General features: G+C 68.9%; 19 protein-coding genes and 1 riboswitch. Of the genes, 2 read left to right on the top strand and 17 right to left on the bottom strand.

Annotated elements, in window-relative coordinates:
• Positions 1 to 102: 102 nt before the first annotated feature.
• Positions 103 to 549, top strand: a complete 447-nt coding sequence (locus tag AC5Y7V_RS12655) for a nitroreductase/quinone reductase family protein (protein WP_499880379.1) — start codon at positions 103 to 105, stop codon at positions 547 to 549.
• Positions 550 to 555: 6 nt separating this feature from the next.
• Here the strand turns inward: AC5Y7V_RS12655 and AC5Y7V_RS12650 are convergent, their stop codons facing one another.
• Positions 556 to 1,230 (bottom strand): Rv1815 family serine proteinase, encoded by a 675-nt coding sequence (locus AC5Y7V_RS12650; RefSeq protein ID WP_499880378.1) that lies wholly within the window; start codon positions 1,228 to 1,230, stop codon positions 556 to 558.
• A gap of 98 nt (positions 1,231 to 1,328) precedes the next feature.
• Positions 1,329 to 2,270, bottom strand: a complete 942-nt coding sequence (locus tag AC5Y7V_RS12645) for a sterol desaturase family protein (protein WP_499880377.1) — start codon at positions 2,268 to 2,270, stop codon at positions 1,329 to 1,331.
• Between the two features lie 63 nt (positions 2,271 to 2,333).
• Here AC5Y7V_RS12645 and AC5Y7V_RS12640 point away from each other — a divergent pair, with 63 nt between their 5' ends.
• Entirely contained in the window at positions 2,334 to 3,533 is a 1,200-nt protein-coding gene (locus AC5Y7V_RS12640; RefSeq protein WP_499880376.1) for an NAD(P)/FAD-dependent oxidoreductase, read from the top strand.
• Positions 3,534 to 3,547: 14 nt separating this feature from the next.
• Here the strand turns inward: AC5Y7V_RS12640 and AC5Y7V_RS12635 are convergent, their stop codons facing one another.
• The 15 genes from AC5Y7V_RS12635 to AC5Y7V_RS12565 form a co-directional block, all read right to left on the bottom strand.
• A complete protein-coding gene (locus AC5Y7V_RS12635; protein WP_499880375.1) occupies positions 3,548 to 4,255 on the bottom strand; it encodes an MgtC/SapB family protein in 708 nt (235 codons plus the stop codon).
• A 124-nt stretch (positions 4,256 to 4,379) separates the two neighbouring features.
• Entirely contained in the window at positions 4,380 to 4,706 is a 327-nt protein-coding gene (locus AC5Y7V_RS12630; protein WP_499880374.1) for a DUF732 domain-containing protein, read from the bottom strand.
• A 26-nt stretch (positions 4,707 to 4,732) separates the two neighbouring features.
• On the bottom strand, positions 4,733 to 6,148 hold the full coding sequence (locus AC5Y7V_RS12625; protein ID WP_499880373.1) for a PPE family protein: 1,416 nt from the start codon (positions 6,146 to 6,148) through the stop codon (positions 4,733 to 4,735).
• Between the two features lie 2 nt (positions 6,149 to 6,150).
• Entirely contained in the window at positions 6,151 to 7,467 is a 1,317-nt protein-coding gene (locus tag AC5Y7V_RS12620; protein ID WP_499880372.1) for a PPE family protein, read from the bottom strand.
• Positions 7,468 to 8,414: 947 nt separating this feature from the next.
• Positions 8,415 to 9,608: a PPE family protein gene (locus AC5Y7V_RS12615; RefSeq protein ID WP_499880371.1), complete on the bottom strand. Its 1,194-nt coding sequence runs from the start codon at positions 9,606 to 9,608 to the stop codon at positions 8,415 to 8,417.
• Positions 9,609 to 10,022: 414 nt separating this feature from the next.
• Positions 10,023 to 10,194, bottom strand: a riboswitch (M-box (ykoK) riboswitch).
• 71 nt (positions 10,195 to 10,265) lie between these two features.
• Positions 10,266 to 11,534, bottom strand: a complete 1,269-nt coding sequence (locus AC5Y7V_RS12610; RefSeq protein ID WP_499880370.1) for a PPE family protein, SVP subgroup — start codon at positions 11,532 to 11,534, stop codon at positions 10,266 to 10,268.
• A gap of 619 nt (positions 11,535 to 12,153) precedes the next feature.
• Positions 12,154 to 13,983, bottom strand: coding sequence for a type VII secretion AAA-ATPase EccA (gene eccA, locus AC5Y7V_RS12605; RefSeq protein ID WP_499880369.1), 1,830 nt, complete (start codon positions 13,981 to 13,983; stop codon positions 12,154 to 12,156).
• Positions 13,980 to 15,182 (bottom strand): type VII secretion protein EccE, encoded by a 1,203-nt coding sequence (gene eccE, locus AC5Y7V_RS12600; RefSeq protein WP_499880368.1) that lies wholly within the window; start codon positions 15,180 to 15,182, stop codon positions 13,980 to 13,982. Before eccE ends, eccA begins: the two co-directional genes overlap by 4 nt.
• Before the next feature lie 19 nt (positions 15,183 to 15,201).
• Positions 15,202 to 17,058, bottom strand: a complete 1,857-nt coding sequence (locus AC5Y7V_RS12595; protein ID WP_499880367.1) for a type VII secretion-associated serine protease mycosin — start codon at positions 17,056 to 17,058, stop codon at positions 15,202 to 15,204.
• The gene (gene eccD, locus AC5Y7V_RS12590; protein ID WP_499880366.1) at positions 17,036 to 18,553 is read right to left on the bottom strand and encodes a type VII secretion integral membrane protein EccD; all 1,518 of its coding nucleotides are present in this window, start codon (positions 18,551 to 18,553) and stop codon (positions 17,036 to 17,038) included. The genes AC5Y7V_RS12595 and eccD overlap by 23 nt, the downstream gene beginning before the upstream one ends.
• Positions 18,554 to 18,786: 233 nt before the next feature.
• On the bottom strand, positions 18,787 to 19,689 hold the full coding sequence (locus AC5Y7V_RS12585; RefSeq protein ID WP_067012971.1) for an ESX secretion-associated protein EspG: 903 nt from the start codon (positions 19,687 to 19,689) through the stop codon (positions 18,787 to 18,789).
• 91 nt (positions 19,690 to 19,780) lie between these two features.
• On the bottom strand, positions 19,781 to 20,065 hold the full coding sequence (locus AC5Y7V_RS12580; RefSeq protein WP_499880365.1) for a WXG100 family type VII secretion target: 285 nt from the start codon (positions 20,063 to 20,065) through the stop codon (positions 19,781 to 19,783).
• A 50-nt stretch (positions 20,066 to 20,115) separates the two neighbouring features.
• On the bottom strand, positions 20,116 to 20,412 hold the full coding sequence (locus AC5Y7V_RS12575; RefSeq protein WP_066914021.1) for a WXG100 family type VII secretion target: 297 nt from the start codon (positions 20,410 to 20,412) through the stop codon (positions 20,116 to 20,118).
• A 233-nt stretch (positions 20,413 to 20,645) separates the two neighbouring features.
• The gene (locus tag AC5Y7V_RS12570) at positions 20,646 to 20,945 is read right to left on the bottom strand and encodes a PE family protein (RefSeq protein ID WP_066912455.1); all 300 of its coding nucleotides are present in this window, start codon (positions 20,943 to 20,945) and stop codon (positions 20,646 to 20,648) included.
• Between the two features lie 356 nt (positions 20,946 to 21,301).
• Entirely contained in the window at positions 21,302 to 22,525 is a 1,224-nt protein-coding gene (locus tag AC5Y7V_RS12565) for a PPE family protein (RefSeq protein WP_499880634.1), read from the bottom strand.
• Positions 22,526 to 22,541: the final 16 nt, after the last annotated feature.

The raw sequence follows: 22,541 nt of genomic DNA, 5'->3' as shown, positions 1-22,541 counted from the left end.
TTGACACAACCGAGAACACCGCTCTTGCTTTTTGGCGGCGGCTGTGGCAGCGTGTCCGGCACAGAGAGCACTGCTCTCGAACCACGTCGGAGAGGACCCATCATGGCCACGCGCTACGAAGAACCGGGGCGCGTCGCCCGCGCCGCCAACGCGGTGATCCGCTGGCTCGCCGAGCTGGGCATCAGCATCGCCGGCACCCGGGCGCTGCGCGTCCGCGGCCGCAAGAGCGGAAAAGCGCGTGCGGTGGTGATCAACCTGCTCACGGTCGACGGCGTGGACTACCTGGTCTCCCCGCGCGGCAACACGCAGTGGGCCCGCAACGTGAGGGCGGCGGGCGTCGTCGAGGTGGGCCCGCGCTGGCGGCGGCGACGCGCTCACGTCACCGAGGTGGGCGACGCGGCCAAGCCCGAGCTGCTGAGGCGCTACTTGGCCCGCTGGTACTGGCAGGTCAAGGACTACGTGGGCGGGTTGACGCCGGATTCCACCGATGAGCAGCTGCTCGCCGGGGCGCCCTCGATTCCGGTGTTCGTGCTGCAGCCGGCCGGGTAGGCGGCGTCAGCGGGGGTTGGGCGTCGCCCCGAGGTCCTGGCGGACCTGGTCCGAGGTGGCCCGCCACGACACCGCCGCGGGCAGATCGCCCCAGACGCTGTTGAAGATTCCGACGATCTCCCCCGGGCCGCCGTTGGGCGCCAGGTACACCGGTCCCCCGGAATCGCCCCGCTGGCTCTGGACACCGTGCGACATGGTGAACCAGCCGTTGTTGACGCTTTCCACCGTCCCGCAGGTCTCACCGGTGACGACGCCGAAATGGCAGACCGCTTGGCCCGGCTGCAGCGCCAGGGCCGGGTCGGATTCCAAGGCGCGCCCGCCCGGGAGGACGTTGTTGGCGGCGACGCCGCTGTCCAGCACGATCGCCTCGTAGTCGTTGATCACCTGGTCGGTGGCCACCGTGGTGCCGCTGGGCGTGTTGTCGCGGAACGTGGCCTGACGGCCGATGACGTTGTGTTCGCGGTCATAGACGACGCCGCTGCCCCGGCAGTGGCCCGCCGTGAACGCGATCTTCAGGCCCGGGTCGACGTAGCCCAGCGTGCAGACGCGATTGTCCTGGTGGATCTCCATGCCCGGAAACACCACCGGGGGGTCCGCTTTGGCCGGCAGGGGCGGGAGCCAGGATGCGAGTGCCACGACGGAAGCCGAGACGGCGAATGCGTGCAGTGCCAGGCGGCGCATGATGAGCTCCGATCCCTCCGTGAAATGCCGACCCGAAGGGTGACGTTACGGCTTGATCTCACCCCTCGTTGATCTTTTCGCACTTGAGGGCGCCGGCGTTACCCCGGCGTGACCAGCGGGACGGCGCCCTCGGTCCGGTCCGCCCCCCGCGGTTGCCAGCCCGGCGGCCCGAATACGTACCCCAGCCGGTCGCGCAGGCGCTTTGCCGATCGCCAGTCGCGGGCGATGGCGACGTATTCGCGGGTCTGCAGCTTCCAGATGTTGAACGTGTCGACCTGCTTGGTCAGGCCGTAATGGGGCCGGAACAGTTCGGGCTGGAAGGTGCCGAGCATCCGGTCCCAAATTATGAGGATGCCGCCGTAGTTCTTGTCCAGATAAAGCTGGTCCATCCCGTGGTGCACCCGGTGGTGCGACGGGGTGTTGAAGACGAATTCGAATGGCCGCGGCAGCTTGTCGATGCGCTCGGTGTGGATCCAGAACTGGTAAATCAGGTTCAGCGACCAGCTGAAGTACACCATCCAGGGGGGAAGCCCCAACAGCGGCAACGGTGCCCACATCAAGACCTCGCCGCTGTTGTTCCACTTCTGGCGCACCGCCGTGGCGAGGTTGTAGTACTGGCTGGAGTGGTGGGCCTGGTGCGTCGCCCAGATGAGCCGGACCCGGTGCGCGATCCGGTGGTAGCCGTAATACAGCAGGTCGACGCCGACGAGCGCGACGACCCAGGTGGACCACTTGGCCGGCGAGAGGTGCCAGGGCGCCAGGTAGGCATAGATCGCGGTGTAACCCAGCAGCGCGAGCGCCTTCCAGCCGGCGCTGGTGGCGATCGAGACCAGGCCCATCGAGATGCTCGTCCAGGAGTCGCGGGTCAGGTACGCGCCGGACGGCGGCCGCGCGGTGCCTGACTCGGCCTCGCTGCGCTGCAGCTTGCGGGCCGCGGTCCATTCGATGGTCAACAGCAACAGGAAGAACGGGATGGCGAACAGCACCGGGTCGCGTACCTGCGGGGGCAGCGCGAACCAGAACCCGGTGACAGCATTCACACCGATAGATTACGACCATCGGCCGACTCTGGTAACGGCACGTACCAAAGAGGTGTTGAGCACTTGACCGAAGTGGTGGTAATCGGCTCGGGGTTCGCCGGGTTATGGGCGGCACTCGGCGCGGCCCGGCGGTGCGACGAGCTCGCCATCCCCCCGGGCGGCGTCGACATCACCGTGGTGAGCGGCAAACCCTTCCACGACATCCGGGTGCGCAACTACGAAGCCGACCTGACGCCCTGCCGAATCCCGCTCGCCGACCTGCTCGACCCCGTCGGCGTCGCCCACGTCGCCGCCGAGGTGACCGGCATCGACACGGGCGCCCGCACGATCACCACGTCGAGCGGCGCCACGTACGGGTACGACCGGCTGGTGCTGGCGTCGGGCAGCCACGTGGTCAAGCCCGCCATCCCGGGGCTGCGGGAGTTCGGGTTCGACGTCGACACCTACGACGGCGCCGTCTCGCTGCAGCGCCACCTGCGCGAACTCGCCGGCGACTCGCCGACGCCCGCGGCGGCCACCGTCGTCGTGGTCGGTGCCGGACTGACCGGCATCGAGGCGGCCAGCGAGCTGCCAATTCGGCTGCGCGCCTTGTTTTCTCGGCGAGGAATCCCTCCTCGGGTGGTCCTGGTCGACCGCAACCCTCTGGTGGGCTCCGACATGGGGTCCTCGGCGCGTCCGGTGATCGAACGGGCCCTGTCCGACAATGGGGTCGAGATCAGAACGGGCACCGGCGTCGCCGAGGTGACCGAGCGGGGCGTGACGCTGTCCTCGGGGGAACAGCTCGAGGCGGCCACCGTGGTGTGGTGCGCCGGCATGCGGGCGAGCTCGCTGACCGAGCAACTCGCCGTGCCGCTCGACCGACTGGGCCGGGTGCAGGTCGACGACTACCTGCGGGTGGTCGGTGTGCCCGGTGTTTTCGCCGCCGGCGACGTGGCGGCAGCGCGCATGGACGACGACCACCTGTCGGTGATGTCGTGTCAACATGGGCGTCCGATGGGCCGCCACGCCGGCTACAACGTCATCAGCGACCTGTTCGACGAGCCGATGCTGGCACTTCGAATCCCTTGGTACGTCACGGTTCTCGATCTTGGCCCGGCGGGAGCCGTCTACACCGAGGGGTGGGATCGGAGGGTGGTTTCGACCGGGCCCGAGGCCAAGGCCACCAAGCAGACCATCAATGCGAGGCGGATCTACCCCCCGCTGAGCGGCAGCCGCGCCGAGCTGCTGGCCGCAGCCGCGCCGGAGCTGCAGGCGCGCCCCTGAGCGCACCGAGTCGGTCAGTCCGCCTGTGCCTTTTCCCCCGCGTACCACTGCACCGCGCGAACCCCCGGCTGCAGCGAGAGCTCCGCCACCAACCGCTCGAGCTTGGCCGGTGTGGGGCCGTCCATCAGCAGGTGCGCGGTCAGGGTGAGTTCGTCGTCGGCGGCGTGCCCGGTGTGGATGCCGCGCAGCGTGATGTCGTTGCCGCCGGCGTGCTGGACGATGTGGGCGCGGGCGTACTTTTCGGACTTCGGGCGACAGACCACCTGCACCAGGTAGGGCTGCAGGCCTTCGTCTTCCTCGGCGGCGTCTTCGCGGTCGATCAGCCGCCCGAGCGGGCGCCCGAATAGGTGGATGGCGACCACGGCGCCGGTCGCGATCGCGGTGAAGACCAGGTGGCCCGAGGCGGCCAGCACGCCCACCGCGGCCGAGCACCACAGGGTCGCGGCGGTGTTGAGGCCGCGCACATTGAAGCCGTCGCGCAGGATCACGCCCCCGCCGAGGAATCCGATCCCGGACACCACGTAGGACGCGGCCCGGGTGGGGCTGCTGTCCTCGGTGACGACGGAGTAGAGCACGAACAGCGTCGCGCCGCCGGCCACCAGCGCGTTGGTGCGCAACCCGGCCATGCGGGCCCGCCACTGCCGCTCCATCCCGATCAGGGCGCCACAGCCCACCCCGACGCCGAGCCGGAGGGCGAATTCGGCGACGCTCAACGTCGTCATGACAGCGCACCTCCCTCCCCCGTCGGACGGCGGCAGCTAAGCACGCTCAGGTAAACGGCAGGTGGACCGCACCGGATCGGGTCGCCTGGTCGTCACTGTGCCGCAACCGGCGGGTCATCCGGTGCTAGGCCTTGGAAAGTTGGTGCGGGCAATAGAATTTCGCGGAGATCATGGCGAAGTTGGATGCGTTCTCCATGTCCATGCCGGGGTTGTGGGTCTTCACGTCGTGCACCAGCTCGAGGCCCGACTCGCCGTTGTTGAGGCACGTGCACACGGCTTTGGCCGACGCGACGGCGGCGTCCGGGCTCGAGTAGCTGATGCCGACCTGGTGCAGCGCGGCCAGGAAGCCGGCATCGTCACCCTGCGGGGGCGGGGGCGGATCGGCGTGCGCGGGCACGGCCAGGCCGACCGTCATGGTCACGGCGCCCGCGAGCGTTAGTAGTCTCTTCATTCGTCTCCTTCCAATTCTGTTGCGCCCTAACCCGATTGCGCGTCGGACGGGACGACCTGTGGCCTGTCGCCCTTCCTGAGGTGCACCGCGTGGATGCCGGGCTTCTTCGCCAGCTGCTCGAGCAGGGCGTCGAGGCCTTCCTGGTCGACGTTGTGGTGCTGCACGCTTTCGGGCTGTTCGGATATTTGGGCCACCAGCCGCTTGAGGTTTTCCGGCGAGTGGGCGTCCTTGAGGTCCTTGATGGGTTTGATGCGGCCGCGCACGCCGGCGCCGCTGAGCGCGCTGGGGGCCCCGGCGCCGAAGGCGCTGCCCAGCATCCCGGCCACCGACATGGCGCTGAGCAACCCACCCTCCCCGAGCGCGGCGGCCGGGACCGCGTCCGGCCCGGCGGCCGACAGCGCGGCGGCCACCGTGCGGATGGCCGGGGTGGAGGTGGCCCAGCTCGGCGGGACGGACAGGTGGCCGACGAGAGTGCCGGCGTTGCCCATGCCCGCCGAGACCGAACTCGTCAGCCAGCCGCGCCCCCAATTCGGCGCGCCGAGCCCGGCGCCCAGGGCGTCTTTCGGGAGCGCCGCGTAGGCCGGTGGCGGCGCGAACTTGAGGAACTGCGACACGGGAAAGTTCGTCAGCAGCCCGATGTCGTTGAACTGGGTGGTGAAGCCCAGTGGGACCTTCACCGCGTTGTACAGGGCCATAAAGGTGCTGGCCCCGCTGGGCCCGAACAGGCCGTTCAGCAGGCCGTTGACGGTGGTCGTGTAGGAGGTGCTCAGGTTGGCGCCGGTTTGCAGCAGTGCCGACAACGGCCCGCCCGCCGTCGTCAGCGACGACGACAGGGACGAGACGATCGACTGCGCGCTGCCGGCTGAGGTGCCGGCGGCCTGGGTCAGCGCCGCCGCCTGGCCGGCCAACCCGCCCGCGTTGGTGATCTGCGGCGCCTCGGTGAACGGGGTGACGTCGGCCGCGGCCGCCGACGAGCCGGCGTAGGTGTCCATGGCCAGCGCGTCCTGGGCCCACATTTCGGCGTACTGGATCTCGGTCGCCGCGATCGCCGGGGTGTTCTGCCCGAAGACGTTGGTCGCCACGAGCTGCGCCAGTTGGCTGCGGTTGGCCGCGATCTCCGCCGGCGGCACGTGCGCGGAAAACGCCGTCTCATAGGCCGTTGCCGCCGCGGTGGCCTGGGTGGCGGCCTCGGCGGCCTGCGCGGCGGTGCCCTGCATCCAGGCCAGATAAGGAGTCACCGCGGCGGCCATGCTCACCGAGGACGGGCCCACCCACGCGCCGCTGGTCAGGCTGTCGATCACCGACGTATAGGAGGAAACGGTGGACTGCAGTTCGCTGGCCAGCCCCTCCCAGGCGGCGGCGGCCTGGCGCAGCGAGCCCGATCCGGGGCCCGCGTAGATCCTTCCCGAGTTGAACTCGGGCGGAAATGCTGCGTAAAACATGGTCACTCCTCGATGGCCGGGATGACGATGATGGTGGCCGCCGCGGGATCGGCAGCGACGACGCCACCGAGCGAGGCCGCGGTCGCGCCGCCGGCGCCGGCGGACTGGAAGGCCGCGGCCCCGACCGCGCGTCCGGCCAGGCTGGACAGGGCCATCTGGCTGAAGACGCCTTCCTCGCCGGCGAGCGAGGCGATCGGCGCGGCCGCCGCGTTGGCCGGCAGCACCTGGGCGAGCGTTTTGATCGCGGGGGCGGCCTCGGTCCAGCCCTGCGGCACCGACAGGCCGCTGACCAGGGCCGCCTTGCCCATGGCGCCCTGCGCGCCGACGGCCGAACTCAACATCGGCTTGACGGCGCTGGCACCCTGCGTCAGCGGCGCCAACGCCCCGGAGATGGCCTTCGGACCGGCCAGATAGGCGGCGGCCCCCTGCCCGTTCTGGCCCCAGGCGTAGGCCTGCCCGAACGACAGGAACGGGCCGCCGGGTATCGCCGTCCATCCCTGCAGGGAGTAGGGCCCGGTGAGGGTCGACATGATGGTGTTCCAGTTCGCCAGGTCGGTTCCCAGACCCGCCGGCCAGGACGACGTCGGCGGCAGGTTGACCAACTGCGGCAGGGCGAGCCCGGACAACAGGTTGGTCGACCCCGTCGTCGGCGAATTCAGCAGGCCGCTACCGAGGCTTTGCAGCGCGGTCGGGAGGGAGTTGATCAGCTGGGACAGCTGCGTGCCGATATTCAGGCCGCTCGCCCCTCCGGCCTGGGAGACCGCTGCCGCCTGCGCCGGCGCGGCCGCGGCGTTCGTAGTCTGCGGCGGCTCAGTGAACGCGGTGAGCTGCGACGCGGTCGCCGACGAGGCGGCGTAGGCGTACATGGCGGCGGCGTCCTGGGCCCACATCTCGGCGTATTGGGCTTCGGTGGCCGCGATGGCCGGGGTGTTCTGGCCCAGGAAATTGGTGGCGATCAGCGTCATCAGCAGGGCCCGGTTGGTGGCGATCACCGGCGGCGGCACCGTGGCCGCAAAGGCCGTTTCGTAGGCGCCCGCGGCGATTTTTGCCTGGCTGGCCGCCTCCTCGGCCTGCGCGCCGGTGGCGCTCATCCAGGCCACATACGGCGCCGCCGCCGCTGCCATCGCGATCGAGGAGGGCCCGGTCCACGGCCCGGTCGCGAGGCTCTCGATCGTGGCACCGTACGAGGCGGCCGTCGACTGCAGCTCCATCGCCAACTCGTCCCAGGCTGCCGCGGCTGCCAGCATCGGCCCCGACCCCGCGCCGACATACATCCGCCCGGAGTTGATCTCCGGTGGTAGCGCCCCGAAATCCAACATCTATTTCCTCCCGCTCCCCTAAGTGGCCGCCATGGTAGGCGCGGCTTTCGGCCGCGTCCGCAACCGTGCGGCAGCTCTAATGGAATCCATGGAATCCGCTGTTGAATTCACGCGTTGATTTGACGTGTATGACGGCAACAGGGTTCCACGCTCCTAGTGAAAAAGGGTCAGAGGCGGCGGCCCGCCCGATCGATCAGGCGCCGCTGCCTTATGTAGCGATCATCGTGATTGCAACGTATTCATCGTGCGTTCCTGGCGTGTAATAGTAAGGTAAACGACAGGTGTCACAGCGGGCTTGCGCCTGTGAGGATGCTGCTCATCAGCTACCACATGTCTGTGCGGAAACCATTGTCCAGTCTACTAGTAGGCAATTTTCAGCAACCATCCAGAAATGCCGCCTAATTTGTCCATGCGTAAACAGACCTTATCGCCGGGCCGCGGCGTTCCGGCGACTCGGCGATAGTCAACCTCTGCAATTAATGAAACGCGTCGTCGCTATTGAACAACGTTAAGCAATTAACATATTTGTCATGTCAGAGTGTGAAATGTCGGCGCATGCGTGGCGCGCATTTTGCCCACGGGCCCGCACGTCGACCGCAATTCTTATGCGACGCATCTAAACCGGCTCGAGCCGACGGCACCGTCGCCGCCGGCAAGTGTTGTGCCGACCTCTCCGGGCCCGTTTGCCCTCGCTTTCGCCCGGTCACGGCAGGTCAACGTCGCCGAATCGATGGTTTGTCGTCATCTGGTGCTCCCCTAAATTTCACCTAGCGTACGCATTCGTTGCTGGCCGAACGCTGATTTGCTGCTGGAAGTTTGCTGTGAGCGGCGGGGGTCGATTCGCCGTGGCCACCGCGCCGCAGCGCTGCCCGGCGGTGTGATCGCGAGGTTGCGGAAAGCTCAATCCGCGCGGGCGCGACCTGTGAGGCGGCGCCCTGCGACCGGTCCTAGCCGGCCGCCGGGGGGCGAGCGACGAAGGTGGGACGGAAGCCATACTGCGGCACTGCGCGCCCGTAGGGTTGTGCGCCCGTGGCTCCGATCGGCACCCCGGGCATGCCGGCCGCCATCGCCGGGGGCGCAACCATCGGCGTTCCACCGAGCGACGACGCGAGCGGCCCGGCCAACGGCGCGGGCGCGGTCCAACTCGGCGGCACCGACAGCGCGCCGATCGTCGGCGCGTGCCCGAGCCCGGTCGAGACGGCGCCCCCGACGGCGGGGCCCGCGACCGCCTCACCGATCGCGCCGTCGATCGCCTGGCCGGCCGCGTCGGCCGCGTCGCCGGCGGCCCCCTGGCCCAGCAGGCTCAGGAACGGGGCCAGCGTGTTGCTGGGCATGTAGAACCCGGATGAGAAGGCGGTGTTCCAGATGTTGGCGTTGGGTCCCCACTGGGCCCAAAGGTTGTCCAGCGTGGCGGATCCCGACCCCGACCCGGTCAGGAGCCCCATGACCTCCGACGCAGGAGTCTGCGACGACGCGGGCGACGCCAGCCCCTGCAGCGCGGAGGGCAGCGCGGCCATCAGCTGCGACATGGTGCCCTGCTGAGCGCCGGCCGGGGTGGCGACGGCCTGGGCCACCGCCGCCGACTGGGCGCTCGGCCCACTGGGGCTGGTGGTCCGCTGCGGCTCGCTGAACTGGCTCAACTGGGTCGCGACGGCGGACGAGGCGGCGTAGCCGTACATCGCGGCGGCGTCCTGGGCCCACATTTCGGCGTACTGGGCCTCGGTGGCCGCGATCGCCGGCGTGTTCTGACCCAGGATGTTGGTGGCGATCAGCGCCATCAGCTGGGCACGGTTGGCCGCGATCACGGCCGGGGGCACCGTCTCGGCGAACGCGGCCTCGTACGCCGCCGCGGCGCCCTCGGCCTGTACCGCGGTCTGCTCGGCCTGCTCGGCCGTCGTGCCCAACCAGGCCGCGTATGGCGCGGCGGCGGCCGCCATCGCCAGCGAGGCCGGGCCGTGCCATTCCTCACCGGTCAGAGCCGTCAGTACCGCGCCGTAAGACATTGCGGTGGAATGCAATTCGGCGGCGAGCCCATGCCAGGCCGAGGCGGCGGCCAGCATCGGGCCCGAGCCCGGCCCGGAGTACATCCGGCCGGAGTTCACCTCCGGTGGGAGGATTGCGAAGTCGAGTGCAGCGGTCATCGTCGGCCCCCTCCCCTAGCGCGCCGCGACTGGAGTGGCGTGCCTGCTGAAATATGTTGTGGCTGTGACGAATTCGTGGGCCGCATCAGCGAGCGCGGCCGGGCGTGCGAAGACAAGCGACATGGGACTACTCCTCACGGATAGAGGGTGACCCGGGCCGGCCGGCAATGATGACTGGTTTTCAGCGCAATCCACGGGCGCGATCCGCTAGGCGGACGCGTCGGTACGAGGTCTGGCGGGGTGAGCCGTTCAGACGGTCAGAAAGGGGCCGGGGCCGGATCGAATCGAAATGGTCGATCTGGAATATGGACTATCGCCGAGACTCATTTCGCTCTCACCTCCTCACGGCCTGGGCACACGGGGATTCCTTCGACTCGCACACGGGGTGAAGGTCCCGGGCTGAAACTCCCGGAGGCCGCACCCCTCTCGTCAGAGCTTTGGCACCACACGGCGTATCCGATCTGAGCCGGAAGCCACTTGGGCTCAACCCTTAAGCCGGGAGGAGCTGTCCTGACCCTGGGCGTCTTTCGACGTTCGAGGTCAGTGGCCTGTATCCGTGCAGACGCCTCACCTAGCGAGGTGCTTGCAGAGGCCATGGTGGCACCCGGGCAGCGGATCAGTCAAACCAGCTGCCACACGTTCGCAACGATTCGGCCGTCATCCCGCGGCCGGGGGGCGCGGCATCACGGTCACGCGGAAGCCGTAACGCGGGCCGTGGCCGTACCCTCCCGCGGCCGTCGCGGCGGGCATGCCCGGCATACCCGGTATCGGTCCCGGCCCCGCTCCCACGGCACCGGCGCCCGGACCGACCGCGTTGGTCCAGCCACCGCCGGCGAAGGTCGCCCCCGCGTGGTTCTCCACCTGCGCGGCGGCCGTCCAGGCCTGCGGCACGGACAATCGCCCGACCAACGCCGCCTGGTTGGTGCCGCCCGAAATCGCTGCGCTCAGGTCGCCCGCTATGCCTCCCGGGGCGGCCCCGGGCGTCAACAGCGGCAACCACCCCGGGTTCCCGGCGCCGGCGCCCATCGGTGGCAGCGCGGTGGCCCCGGGCGTCGAGGAGACCGCCACCGCATTGATATCCGACATCCCGGCCGTGACAGCCGGTTCGATGATGGCGGGACTGACGTAGCCTGCGGAGACGAATCCGTTGACGAACGACGAGTTCAAGAACGTGCCGATCGCGTTGCCGTCCGCGCCGTCCAGGAAATTCAGGATCGCGTCGAGCAGCCCCTGCCCCGGGATGGCCGCCGCGGGGTTCGCGACAGTCGACAGCGGTGACGAGAACCCTTGCAGCGCAGTCGGGATCGCGGACAACAGCTGGTCCATCGTCTGGCTGCCGGTGCCCGCCGCCGTGCCCGTGGCCTGCGTGACCGCCGAGGCCTGCGCGGCCGGCCCGGCCGGATTGGTAGTCTCCGCCGGTTGATCGAACGGCGTCAGCGTCGAGGCCGCCGCCGAACTCCCGGCATAGCCGTACATCGCCGCCGCGTCCTGGGCCCACATTTCGCCGTACAGCGCCTCGGTGGCGGCGATCGCCGGCGTGTTCTGACCCAGGAAATTGGTCGCAACCAGCGCCGCGAGCAGGGCACGGTTGGCCGCCACCTCCGCCGGGGGCACCGTCATGGCGAACGCCGCCTCGTAGGCCGCCGCAGCGGCCGCCGCCTGGGCGGACGCCTGCTGGGCGAGCGCCCCGGTGCTGGTCATCCACTGCACATAGGGCGCCGCGGCGGCGCCCATCGACGCGGAGGCCGGCCCCATCCACTCCTCGCTCGTCAGCCCCGTGATGACCGAGTCGTATGACGCCGCCGTCGAACCGAGCTCCGCACCGAGCGCGGCCCAGGCCGTCGCGGCGGCCATCATCGGCGCCGAGCCCGGCCCGGCGTACATGCGGGCGGAGTTGACTTCCGGTGGTAGTGCTCCGAAATCCATTGCCAACACCTCCCTTAACCGGCCGTCACGGTGTCGGCGGCAAGCATGGCTGCGTTGCGCGGTGATTTCCGTTGTGTTACAAAGAAATACATCGGACTACTCCTTCGAAAAAGCGGATAGTCCGACCCGGCTACGGGCAGGTAACCGCCGAGCGATGTCGGGTGTTGCCGAATCAAACGGCGGCGGCGCGCCGCGACCGGATCGGAAAGAAACGGTCGTTGTTCTCATGCGTTAACAGTCAATTCGGCCAGTGCGCCCACCTCCCGTCATCGCCCGAGGCGCTCACGGACGGGCGCCATGGTTGCCCGAATCGGGACGAGACCCGGCGAAAACCATGCGTAGGGCAAAGCCGCCTGATTTCTAGGCGTCTTGCGACGATAGACCTAAATCCCCTTCTCAAGACCCATTTCCGCGGGGAAACTGCGCTCGGCGATGAGCGTTGAGGATCATGGTGGCACCGGTGCGAACGCCCGGCAATGCGAACCGCTCACCCATTGGAAATTAATAGAAAGCTCATAGAAATCGGCGCCCGGCCCCCGATCGCCGCGAGAATCACCACCCGCCCGGGGTCGCCGAAATCGATTGCGGCCGTTGGCTCGTCAGAACCGCGCCAGCGTTCCTATGACGACGGCTTCTTCTCGGCCACGGCCGTCCGGATCCCCTCGGCGAGGTCTTCGGCCGTCAACTCCTTGAACCGGAGCAGCTGGGCATCGCTGAACTCGCCGCTGGTCAGCACCAAGTCGAGGTCCTCGTCGTCGAGCCGGAAACTGCGGTGGTCACGCGCCTTTTCCACGACGTTGCGGACGAAGCCGGCATTACCGAGCGTGTCGATACCGCGGATCAGATCCCCGTCTTCGGAGTAGCTCTCGTCGAGGTAGAACTTGGTGTACGACGGCAGCAACGCCTCGGCGGCCTGGTCGGTGATGACGTCCTCGTTCTCCCGCCCCATCAGCTTTGTCAGCGCGACAAGCTCATCCGGGGTGTAGCTGAAGAACTCGATCACGGTCGAAAAACGCCGCCGCAGACCCTGGTTCACCTCGAGCATCTTGTCCATCGCCTTGGCGTAACCCGCGCCGAACACCACCAGCTCGTCGCGATGGTTTTCCATGTACAGCAGCAGCGTGTTGATGATCGCGTTGCCGTAGGGGTCGCCCTGGTGATAGCCGCTCTCGTGCAGCGTGTGCATCTCGTCGAAGAAGACGGCCCCGCCCAGCGCCCCCTCGAGCATCTCCTCGGTGTTCTTCTCGGCGTCGGCCATGTACCGCCCCAACAGCTTGGTGCGGCTGGTCTCCACCACCAGCGGCTTGCGCAACACGGTGAGCCCGCACAGCTGCTTGGTGAAGGCCCGCGCGACCGACGTCTTGCCGGTCCCGGGCGGCCCCAGCAGCAGGGTGTGGCGCGAGGTCACCGGCACCGGGAGCCCCATCTTCTCCCGCGCCAGGTTGACCTTGGTGGTCGACTTGATGAGCTTGATTTCGCGCTTGGCCCGTTCCATGCCCAGCATCGCGTTGAGCTCGGCGTCCCCTTCGGCCAGGTATTTGGCGGCCTCCTGGGCGTGGCGGAGGGCCTCCGTCTGCGCGCGCGTCGGCGCGCTGTCCGGGTCCCACGGGTCGGTGCGTGCCTCGATCGTCTCGGGATCGGTCAGCACCAGCCGATAGTTGGGGTTGTCCAAGGCTTCCCGGGCCGGGGCGAACTTCGGGTCGCGCGAGTACACCCGGCGCAACAGCTCGACGGCCTCCTCCTCGCGGCCGACATGCCGCAGGCACATGCCCTGGGTGTACAGCGCGATGTTGGCCGCCCCGGGCACCCGGTCGCCCTCGACGGCGTCCTGGCCGCGCCGGAAGGCTTCCTCGAACACGCCCAGCGAGGCCAGCGCGGTGGTCGCCATCGCGGCGCCCGCGGCCTTCAGCTCCGGGTGCCGCCAGGTCTTGCCCTCGGGAAATTGGACGAGCACGTCCGGCCAGCGCCCGGTCCGGAAGTACAGCACGCCCCGCACGTACTCGACGACCTCCTCGTCGAACGGATGCCGGGGCTCGACGCCTTCGAGCAGCTTCGCGGCTTCCCCGTAGCGTTTCGCCTCGGCGAGCACGGCCGCGTACGCGCAGGCCAGCGACTCCACGCTGGTGACGGCCAGCCGGAGGAACAACCCGTCCGAGACCTCCGGCCGAAACTGCAGGTCCGTGACCCCGAGGCGGCGGGTCTCCCAACCGAACGTCCGGACCGCGGCCCACGCGCCGGCGAGCACCTCGATGCTCTGCTCCCCGGCGAGCATCCGCGCCAGCCAGGCGTCGCACATCCCCGGGTCGAGCGTGGTGGCCGTGTTGAACATCTGCGCAGCCACCTGCGGGTTGTGGCTGGGCTGTAGCCCGTTGACCGAAATTCCGGACGCCAAGAGCCCGGCGACCATTGCATTACGGGCGTCTTCGGCGGTGGACTGCGAGCGCGTCATTGCGCGACGGGCACGCTCGCTGCGCTCTCCCGCTCCTGACCGACCGACAGCACCAGATCATCGTCGTCGAGCAACGGACGGCTGGGGACGATTAACAGCGGGCGGGCCGCCGGCGCCGGCAGGCTGGCGCGGACCGCCGCCAATTGGCGGCCGGTGAGCCGGTTGAGTCCCGACCACACGCTCCTGGGGAGGCGGCGCTCGCTGTGGTAGCGCACCCAGGCGGACAGCTGCGGCCGGCCGCCGCTGGTGATGAGCCGGATCGTGACGACGGCCGCACCGACGTCGGGCGACAACAGGTCTTCCAACGTCTCGGTGGTGATGTCCGACGGGGTCAACCAGAAGCTGGCGGCGAAACCGTTGAAGTGCTTGAGGTGCCGCCATCCGGGACGACTCCAGGTCGGTTCGAGGTCGGCCAGCACCGCGCTGTCGACCTCGGCGAGCTCGTCGGCGGTCAGCGGGCGGGCCACGCAATTTTGCCCATCGAGATCCTGGGCGAGCCGCTCGGTGGCCGCCACCAGGGTCGACGCGAGCGAGTCGCGCGCCGCCACGGCGGCGACGTTGCGCTGCGGGTTCATCCGCAGCACCAGCCAGGTGCGGCGCACGTAGGAGGTGGGCTGGTCGCTCACGACGCCCCACTCCTCTGGTCCCCAGTCGTCCAGCTTGGACTTCTCGGCCGCCCTGGACTCGGGGCCGCCGCGGCGCACCTTCATCGTGACGATGTCGATGCCGTCGAGGTGGATGTCGAACTGGCGCAGGCCCTCGGCGACGGCGTGGACCGGCAGGATGGCCGCCGTGTTCCGGTGCCGGTGGCGCCCGGAGTCGTCGTCGCCGCCGTCCACCGCGATCACGCTCACCAGGTGGCCGTCGTACTGACGCACGCCGACCCGGTCGCGCCCGAACCGGCGCTGGTGATCGATCGCCGGCGTGCAGCCGGCAGTCAGCGCGGTGCCCGGATCGGCCGACCAGTCCCACAGCCAGGTGGCCAGGCCGGAGGTCACGGTGAGGCCGTGGTGGGTGACCAGGGACAGCAGCGTGACCACCGCCGCGAGGCCGACGCCGACCCAGAACGCGATGTGGTGCTCCCCCTGCCAGGAGGCCGGGCAGTGGCTGGCCACCAACAGGATCAGGATGTCGACGACAAACACCGCGGTGACCCGCGGCCACGACAAAGACAATCCGAAACTTCGCTGCGCCTTCATTGCTATTGCTGCTCCGACCTCATTGCTGCTTCCGTGTCCGCTTCATGAACACTGCTATGCCGAACACGGCGCCGCCGATAAGTAATGCTGCGGTCAACCCTCCGGCTGCCACCCATACTGGCACCATATCCCGGTGCGGCGCCGCTTTAGGAATGTTCAGCGGTGCTGACAGTTGCTGCGGCGGCTTTGCCGGGCCTTCCGGTACGTCCCAGGTCAGGGCCGCCACCGGGTCGATGACACCGTAGCCGACCTGGTTGTCCACCCCGCGTGCCGGCGCGCGGGCGGTGCGCTCCAACCGGTTGATGACCTGATACGCCGATAGCTGCGGGTACTTGGCGCGGACCAGGGCGGCCACCCCGGACACGATCGCGGTCGAGAAGCTGGTGCCGGCCGGCACCAGCAGCGAGTTGTCCGGGCCATCGATGGCGTTGATCAAACCGTCGTCGCGGGGCGAGAGCCCGATGACGTCGGTGCCCGGCGCGGCGATGCCCACCCAGGGTCCGGCGACGCTGGTCGAACCCTGGCCCTGACCGCCCTGGGTGAGCGGCCGGCCATCGTTGTCGACCGCGCCCACCGTCAGGACGTAGTCGCTGAACCAGGACGGCGTCACCACGGTGCCCACGCCGCTCCAGTCGCGGGGATCCTTGGGCTGCATGGGATCGAAGGCCGGGTTCTGCTTGCAGTCCTTCTTGCTGGTGTCGCCGGCCGCCGCCACGATGACGACGTTCTTGTCGACCGCCGCGTAGCGCACGGCGGCGCCCAGCGAGCGCTGATCGATGATGTTGCGCGAGCTCATGCAGGTCACGTCGGAGATGTTGATCACCGTCGCGCCCAGGTTGGCGGCGTGCACGATCGCCCGCGCCATGGTCTCGACATCGTCGATCTTCGCCCGGGTCTGCGGGTCCTCGTCGCCGGTGTAAGCGTCCTTGAGGCCGAACGCGTTGCTGGACTGCCGGATGGCGATGATGTCGACGTCGGGGGCGATTCCGCTGTACGCGTCGGGCGCCGAAGACGGTGCCGGGGGCGCCGGGGGCGGGGGCGGCGGCTTGGGCGGGTCGAGCGGCCGCGGGTTGACGGGGTTGTCGACCGCGATCACGTGCCCACCGCTGGAATGTCCGGGTATGGTCACCGTCCCGCCGCCGTGGTTTGCCGCGGGTGCCTGACCCGGTCCGGCTTGGGGTCCCCCGGGAGGCACGCCCGGACCCGCCGGTGCAGGCGGACCCGCCGGTGCGGCCGGCGGGGGCGCTCCGAACGGCCCCGGCGGAGGTGACTCCGACGGCGGCGCGGGCACCATCGTCACGGTCTGGGGCAGCGGCGACAGCGTCACCGTCTGCGGCGGCGGAGCTTTCGGGGGCGGCTCCGTGGTCGGAATGGTGACCGGCTTGCGGGGCGCCGCCGGCGGCGTCGCCGCGCCGTTGGCCGGGGCCGCGCCGATCATCGACGCGACGATGGTGCCGTGCGCGTCGCAGTCCGACAGCCCGTCGCCCGACATGATGTAGTCGCCGCCCGGGATGAGATGCGGAAACCGGGGGTGCGGCGTCACACCGGTGTCGATGACCGCGACCTTCTGGCCCGCGCCGCGGCCGAACTGCCAGGCCTCCTGCAGGTTCAGCATGTCCATGTACTTGGGCTGCAACCGGAAGTCGCTTCCCGGCAGCACGCCGACCTCGGTGCAGTAGGAGTTCTGCTTCATCGGCGCCGGCGGCCCGGGCGGGCCGTCGGGCGGCACCGCCGCCGGATCAACCGTCGGCGGCGACACCGCGTACGCGGGAGGCAGACCGGCTAATGCACCTGAGGTGAGCATAAGTGCGGCGACGGTCGCGCGGGATGCGCGACCGCGCCACACCTTGCTGCTAGCGATAACGGATCGCCGCATAGACATTCATCAGCCACAATGCCAACGGGAAGATCGGCATCAGGCACAGGTACTCGATGTATTCCACGAACTTGCGGAACAGTGGGCTGTAGATCGTGTTGGGCACCACCGCCGCGGCCGTCATGCCCGCCGCCGGCAGCAGGACCAGGATCGCCACGCTGATCGACACCGCCAGCGGGGACTGCAACCCCAGCGCGTAGCGAATCACGATCGCCGCGACGATGAGCACCGACGTCCCCGCCAGGCTGATCGCCTGCCACCGGTCCACGTACGAGCGGCCGCGCAGCATCAGGAAGCCGGCGGCGAAGCCGGCCAGGATGAGCGGCAGCCACCGCTGGAAGGTGTGCGGGTCCGCCAGCGCGGTCAGCGACACCACCATCAGCACCCCGAGCCCCAGCAGCAGGCCGGACAGGAACGAGCGGGCACGCTCGGCCTGCAGCACCACGTCGCGAACCGACGCGGGGCCCTCCAGGACCGGAGCGCCGCCGTCGGCACGCACCACGGTGGTGGGCAGGTCCGGTCGCGCCTCGAACACCCAGCGGCTGGTGGCCGACGGGAAGACGGGCAGCCGGATGCCGGCCAGGCGGCGGGACAGCGCCGGCGCGGCCTGGTAGCCCAGCACGCAGACCAGCACGACGCAGGCGAAGTTGGTCACCGCGCTGGTGTTCGCCACCATCCGCGCCAGGCTGGCGATCGCCGCCACGGCGCTGACGGTCACGATCGCCGTGTAGATGGCCAGCCGCCGACCGGTGAAGCGCAGGATGAGCGACGCCCCGATCGCGAGCACGCCGAAGCCCAGCACCGCCTGCGGTGAGCCGACGCCGCCCGGCGGGGACGACGCCGCGGCCACCGTGAGCGGCGCGAGGCCGCTCAGCAGCATGATGTCCGCGACCAGCCGGTCCGAGTCGGTCTTCGCACGCATCGCCAGCATGATCGCCACCGACAACGCGATCGCGGCGATGATCGAGGAGTAGACCGTGGGCAGCCACGAGTTGTGGTGCCAACGCCACCAGCCGAGCAGACCCGACGCCGCGGTCACGCCGATCGCGACCATCGAGGCGCCGACCTGCACCGCGACGACCGGGTCGATCGCGGCGAACCGCTTGCTCAGGTTTGCCGAGACCGCGGTGGAGATGTGCTCGATGACTTGCGAGCGGTGCTCGGTGTCCGGCAGGAACCGGATCCACAGCCGGTCGCCGTCGTAGATGTCCTGCTCGGTCAGCGACTGCGTGGCGCGCAGCGGCGTGCCGTCGACGAGGCACAGCGCCCACCTGCCGCGGCCGGTGGCCTCCAGCGGGGTCTCGCCGAGCTCGCGCAGCCGGCTGTTGACGACCTTCAACAGCGGGTCGGTCATCACCGAGACCGGGGCGTTGGCGTCCAGCAGGACGCCGATCTGGACACCCTCGCCGGCCATGACACCGACGACGACCGCCCGAGGCTGGGCGATGCCCTCGATTTCTGCCTGTAAGGCGTCAGCTACTCCGGCCGATGTCATCGCCCAGCACCCCCTGTCATTGTGAATGTGTAACCCCGTGTCGCCGAGGCGCCGCGGCCCCCGGAGAGGTACAGCTCAACCAATTCGGATTTCATCTGCCTCGCCTTGCGTTAAGGGTTGTGGTGACACTGCTTTGAAGATTTGCTGATGATTCTAGAGAAGTATGCCGTCTTCGCATCCTGACCGCATGTTGTCTGCAAAAGCGTTGGTGAAGTTTATGTTTCACACGTATGTCAGACCCTGCTGTGTGTTTTCCACTCGCCGTAGGGCAGCGTGTCCAGCACGGTCTTGATGCCCACCTGCACCAGTTGGGGCGTCGCGGGGCAGATCGCCAGCCACGCCTCCCCCGAACCCGCGGTGCGCGCTTGCTGGTACAGCGCGATGCGGCCGCCCGAGCCGTCCTTCAGCGACAGGACCGAGGCGCTCGGGCCCTTGGCGTCATCCCGGTACTGGCGCGCGTACACCGCAACCTCGGCCGCGGGGTCCGACAGCGCCTGACCCAGGGCGGCAACCGTCGCGGCGCTGATGCCCATCCGCCGCAGATCCCCGCCGGAGAAGACGTTGAAGCCGGATTCCTGCCAGGACTTGGTCGCCTCCAGCATTTCCTCCAGCGGCACGTTGACCGCGTTGATCGCCGCGGGCTCCGCGTGGTGAATCGACTCCAGACCGTCGATCACCAATGACGCGATCGAGGCGCTGTCCGCGACGGCGACGTCGTCGACCGTGATGTCGCTGCCCACCCGGACCGCCGAGACCCAGTGCTGGCCGCGGCGGGCGAGCACCACCCGGAACTCGTTGTCGGGGATGTCGCGCGAGCCGGGGGGCTGGTTCTCGTCGTCGACGACTCCGTAGAGCAGCTTGCCCCGCGACAGCAGGGCCACCACCTCGAGATCAGGCGCGGCGAGGACCCGCATTCGAGCCGCGACCTGTTCGTGCACCTCGTCGCCGACCACGATGCCCTGCTCACGCATCACCGCCATGCCGGGGTGTTCGTTGAGCCAGTCGCTCGAGTCGGTCGAGACGAACGGGCGGCATCGCAATTCAGGCGCGACGTGGCGAATGTCGAGCAGCGCCTGAAGCATCCAGAAGCCGTCGACGTTGACGGTGATGTCGGTACGGGTGCTCTGTTGGTCCATCGATAGCCTCAGAAGTGGTCGAAGTTACGGAAACCGCAGGACGCGGCAGCACACCTATTATGTGGTGTGCTGCCGCGCCTGAAGTTGCGAGCTAGGCCCAGCTGGAGCCGACGGCGCTGTCCGTGCTGGACATGTTGCTGCCGGCCGTCTGCACCTTCTGGCCATGCGAGTTGGCCTGCTCGTAGATCACCTGGAAGTTGCGACCCAACTGGGTGATGAACTCCTGGCAGGCCACCGAACCGGCGCCACCCCAGAAGTCACCAGCGGCCAGCACATCGCGAACGATGGCCTGGTGCTCGGCTTCCAACGACGCGGCCTGGGCGCGAATCGTCGCACCATGGGCATCCACATCGCCAAACTGGTAATTGATTGTCATATCGGTGTTCTCCTAACGTCTCAAAGGGTACGCAACCTGCGCTTTTCGCGCTAGCTGCCGAGGATTTGCTGCGAGGCCTGCTCTTGCTGCTCGTAGTTGTTCGCGTCGCGGATCAACCCGTCACGCACACCGTGCAGCATGTTCACGATGTTGCGGAACGCCTGATTCATCTGACCCATGGTGTCGTAGGACGTCGCCTGCGCCTGGCCACTCCAGCCGGCACCGGCGATGTTCATCGACGACGCCCACATCTTGCGGGCCTCATCCTCAACGGTCTGCGCGTGGACCTCAAACCGGCCCGCCATCGCCCGCATCTCATGCGGGTCAGTCATAAAACGTGTTGCCATGTTGGCTTTCTCCTTAATTCTGAGTGACTTGTTTTCAGTTGTGAGTGACGCTGGCTCAACGGTTACGCGTCAGCGCACCGCGGAGCCACATGCAGAAAGACTTTCCCCCCATACCGTCGGCCGGGGCACGTCCGGCGTGCGGACGTGCAACCCCAACCACGGCGATTGAATGCTCGGATCCCCGGGCCTCGACCCAGCAGTCAGACCCGACATCGACGAACCGCTGAACCTGATCAGCCGGCGGCCGCTGCGTTGGCGGCTTCGGTCGCGGCGTACGAGCCAGAGCTGATCCCCAGCGTGCTGACGAACTGCTCGTGAATCGCGGCGGCCTGGGCGCTGACGGCCTGGTACATCTGCGCGTGGGCGGCGAACTGCGCCGCGGTCAGCGCCGACACCTCGTCGGCAGCCGCCGGTACTACCCCGGTCGTGGGCGCGGCCGCGGCCGCGTTCTGGGCGCTCAGCGCCGAGCCGATCCCCTGCAGGCTCCCGGCCGCAGCAGCCAGAGCCTCCGGCTGTGTGGTCACGAACGACATGCTTTTCCCTCCTAAAGATTGTCCCCCGCACTGCTCTGTGCAAGAGAGTAGATGACAACTTCCGTTTCAAGCCGACTCCGCGACCACCTGTTCGCAATTGTTCACTGGATGGCACGGCGAATTCACTTTTAGTAACGACACAGTAACAGCGCCTGGCCCCTACCGCTGGCGTTCACAGGACCGTCACAGCAAACCGTGAAGGTGAACCCCTCGGGGTCGCCGTTGAAGGCCCGTTGGCCAGCACGTATGGAGCTTAGCACCGATGCGGCGAAATCGCGCCGGAGCAAATGCCGCTCACGGGCCGACGAGGAGGGCCCGCCGCCGGCCCGCGTCGCCCCCGTTAGCCGATCCACAAGCTAGCCCGCCGCGGGCGGGCGGGCCATCACCGTCGGCCGGAATCCGTACCGGGGCCCGGCCCCGCTGCCGCCCGTGCCCGCCCCGGCCAGCGGCATGCCGCCGAGGAGGTTTCCGGGTGCCGCATCGGGTGCCTCCCGGACGTTGCTCACCGGGATGGCCGTCGCGTGGCTGGGCGTCGTGACCGGACCGGACCACGCGGCCGGCACGGACAGCTTGCCGATCGAGGTGGCGCTGCCCAGATGCGCCGCCACCGGCGGGGCGCCGCCGCCGAGCAGCCCGCCGAGCCCGGGCAGGCCCTTGGGGACGGCCGCCGCGGCCGCCGGCGCCGCGCCGCCGATCGCCCCGACCGTCTTGGCGGTCTGCGTCATCGAGTTGGCCATACCGATGCTGAAGTACGGCAAACCCTCGGTGTTGTACAGGACGCCGGCATACGGCGACCACGCCGACATGAATGCCGAAAGGCTGGCCCCCGGGAACGACGGTGTCCCGAACAGGACCTGCCACACCGAGGACAACGGGCCGCTGGCGGACGCCAGGTACCACCATTCCTGTTGGAGTGGCGTGTAGAACGGCGACGCCAGGCTCGCCAGTTGCGCGGAGATCTGGCTTATCGCGGCGTTGATCTGGTTCTGTATCGAGCCGACCGACGTCGTCGCGGCGGACGTGGTCGCTGCCGACTGGATGGTCGAAGCGGCGGGATTGGCGATCGCGGGTGCCGAGGTGAACGGCGTGACGTTCGACGCCGTGGCCGAGTTGCCGGCGTAGCCGTACATCGTCGCGGCGTCCTGGGCCCAGAACTCGGCGTACTGGGCCTCCAGCTGCGCGATGATCCCGGTGTTCTGCCCCAGCACGTTGGTCGAGACCGCCTGCGCCCACTCGGCACGGTTGGCCGCGATCAACGGGGGCGGCACGATCGCGGCGAACGCGGCCTCGTAGGCGGCCGCGGCGGCGCTCGCCTTCGTGGCGGCCTGCTCCGCCTGCGCGGCGGTGGTGCTCATCCAGTCCACATACGGCTGCACCGCCGCGGCCATGGACGCCGAGGCCGGCCCCAGCCACTCCTCGCCGGCCAGCTGCGTCACCACGTTCTCATAGCCCAGGGCGGCCGCGTTCAGCTCGGCGGCCAGGGAGTTCCAGGCCGAGGCCGCGGTCACCAGCGGTGTCGAGCCCACACCGGTGTACAGGCGCGCCGAGTTGATCTCCGGCGGTAACGCACCGAAATCGATTGCCATGTCCTGACTC

Source organism: Mycobacterium sp. NGS34 (assembly GCF_059812845.1).
Note: the sequence above shows the minus strand (reverse complement) of the source record. Positions and strands in the feature narration are given on the sequence as shown.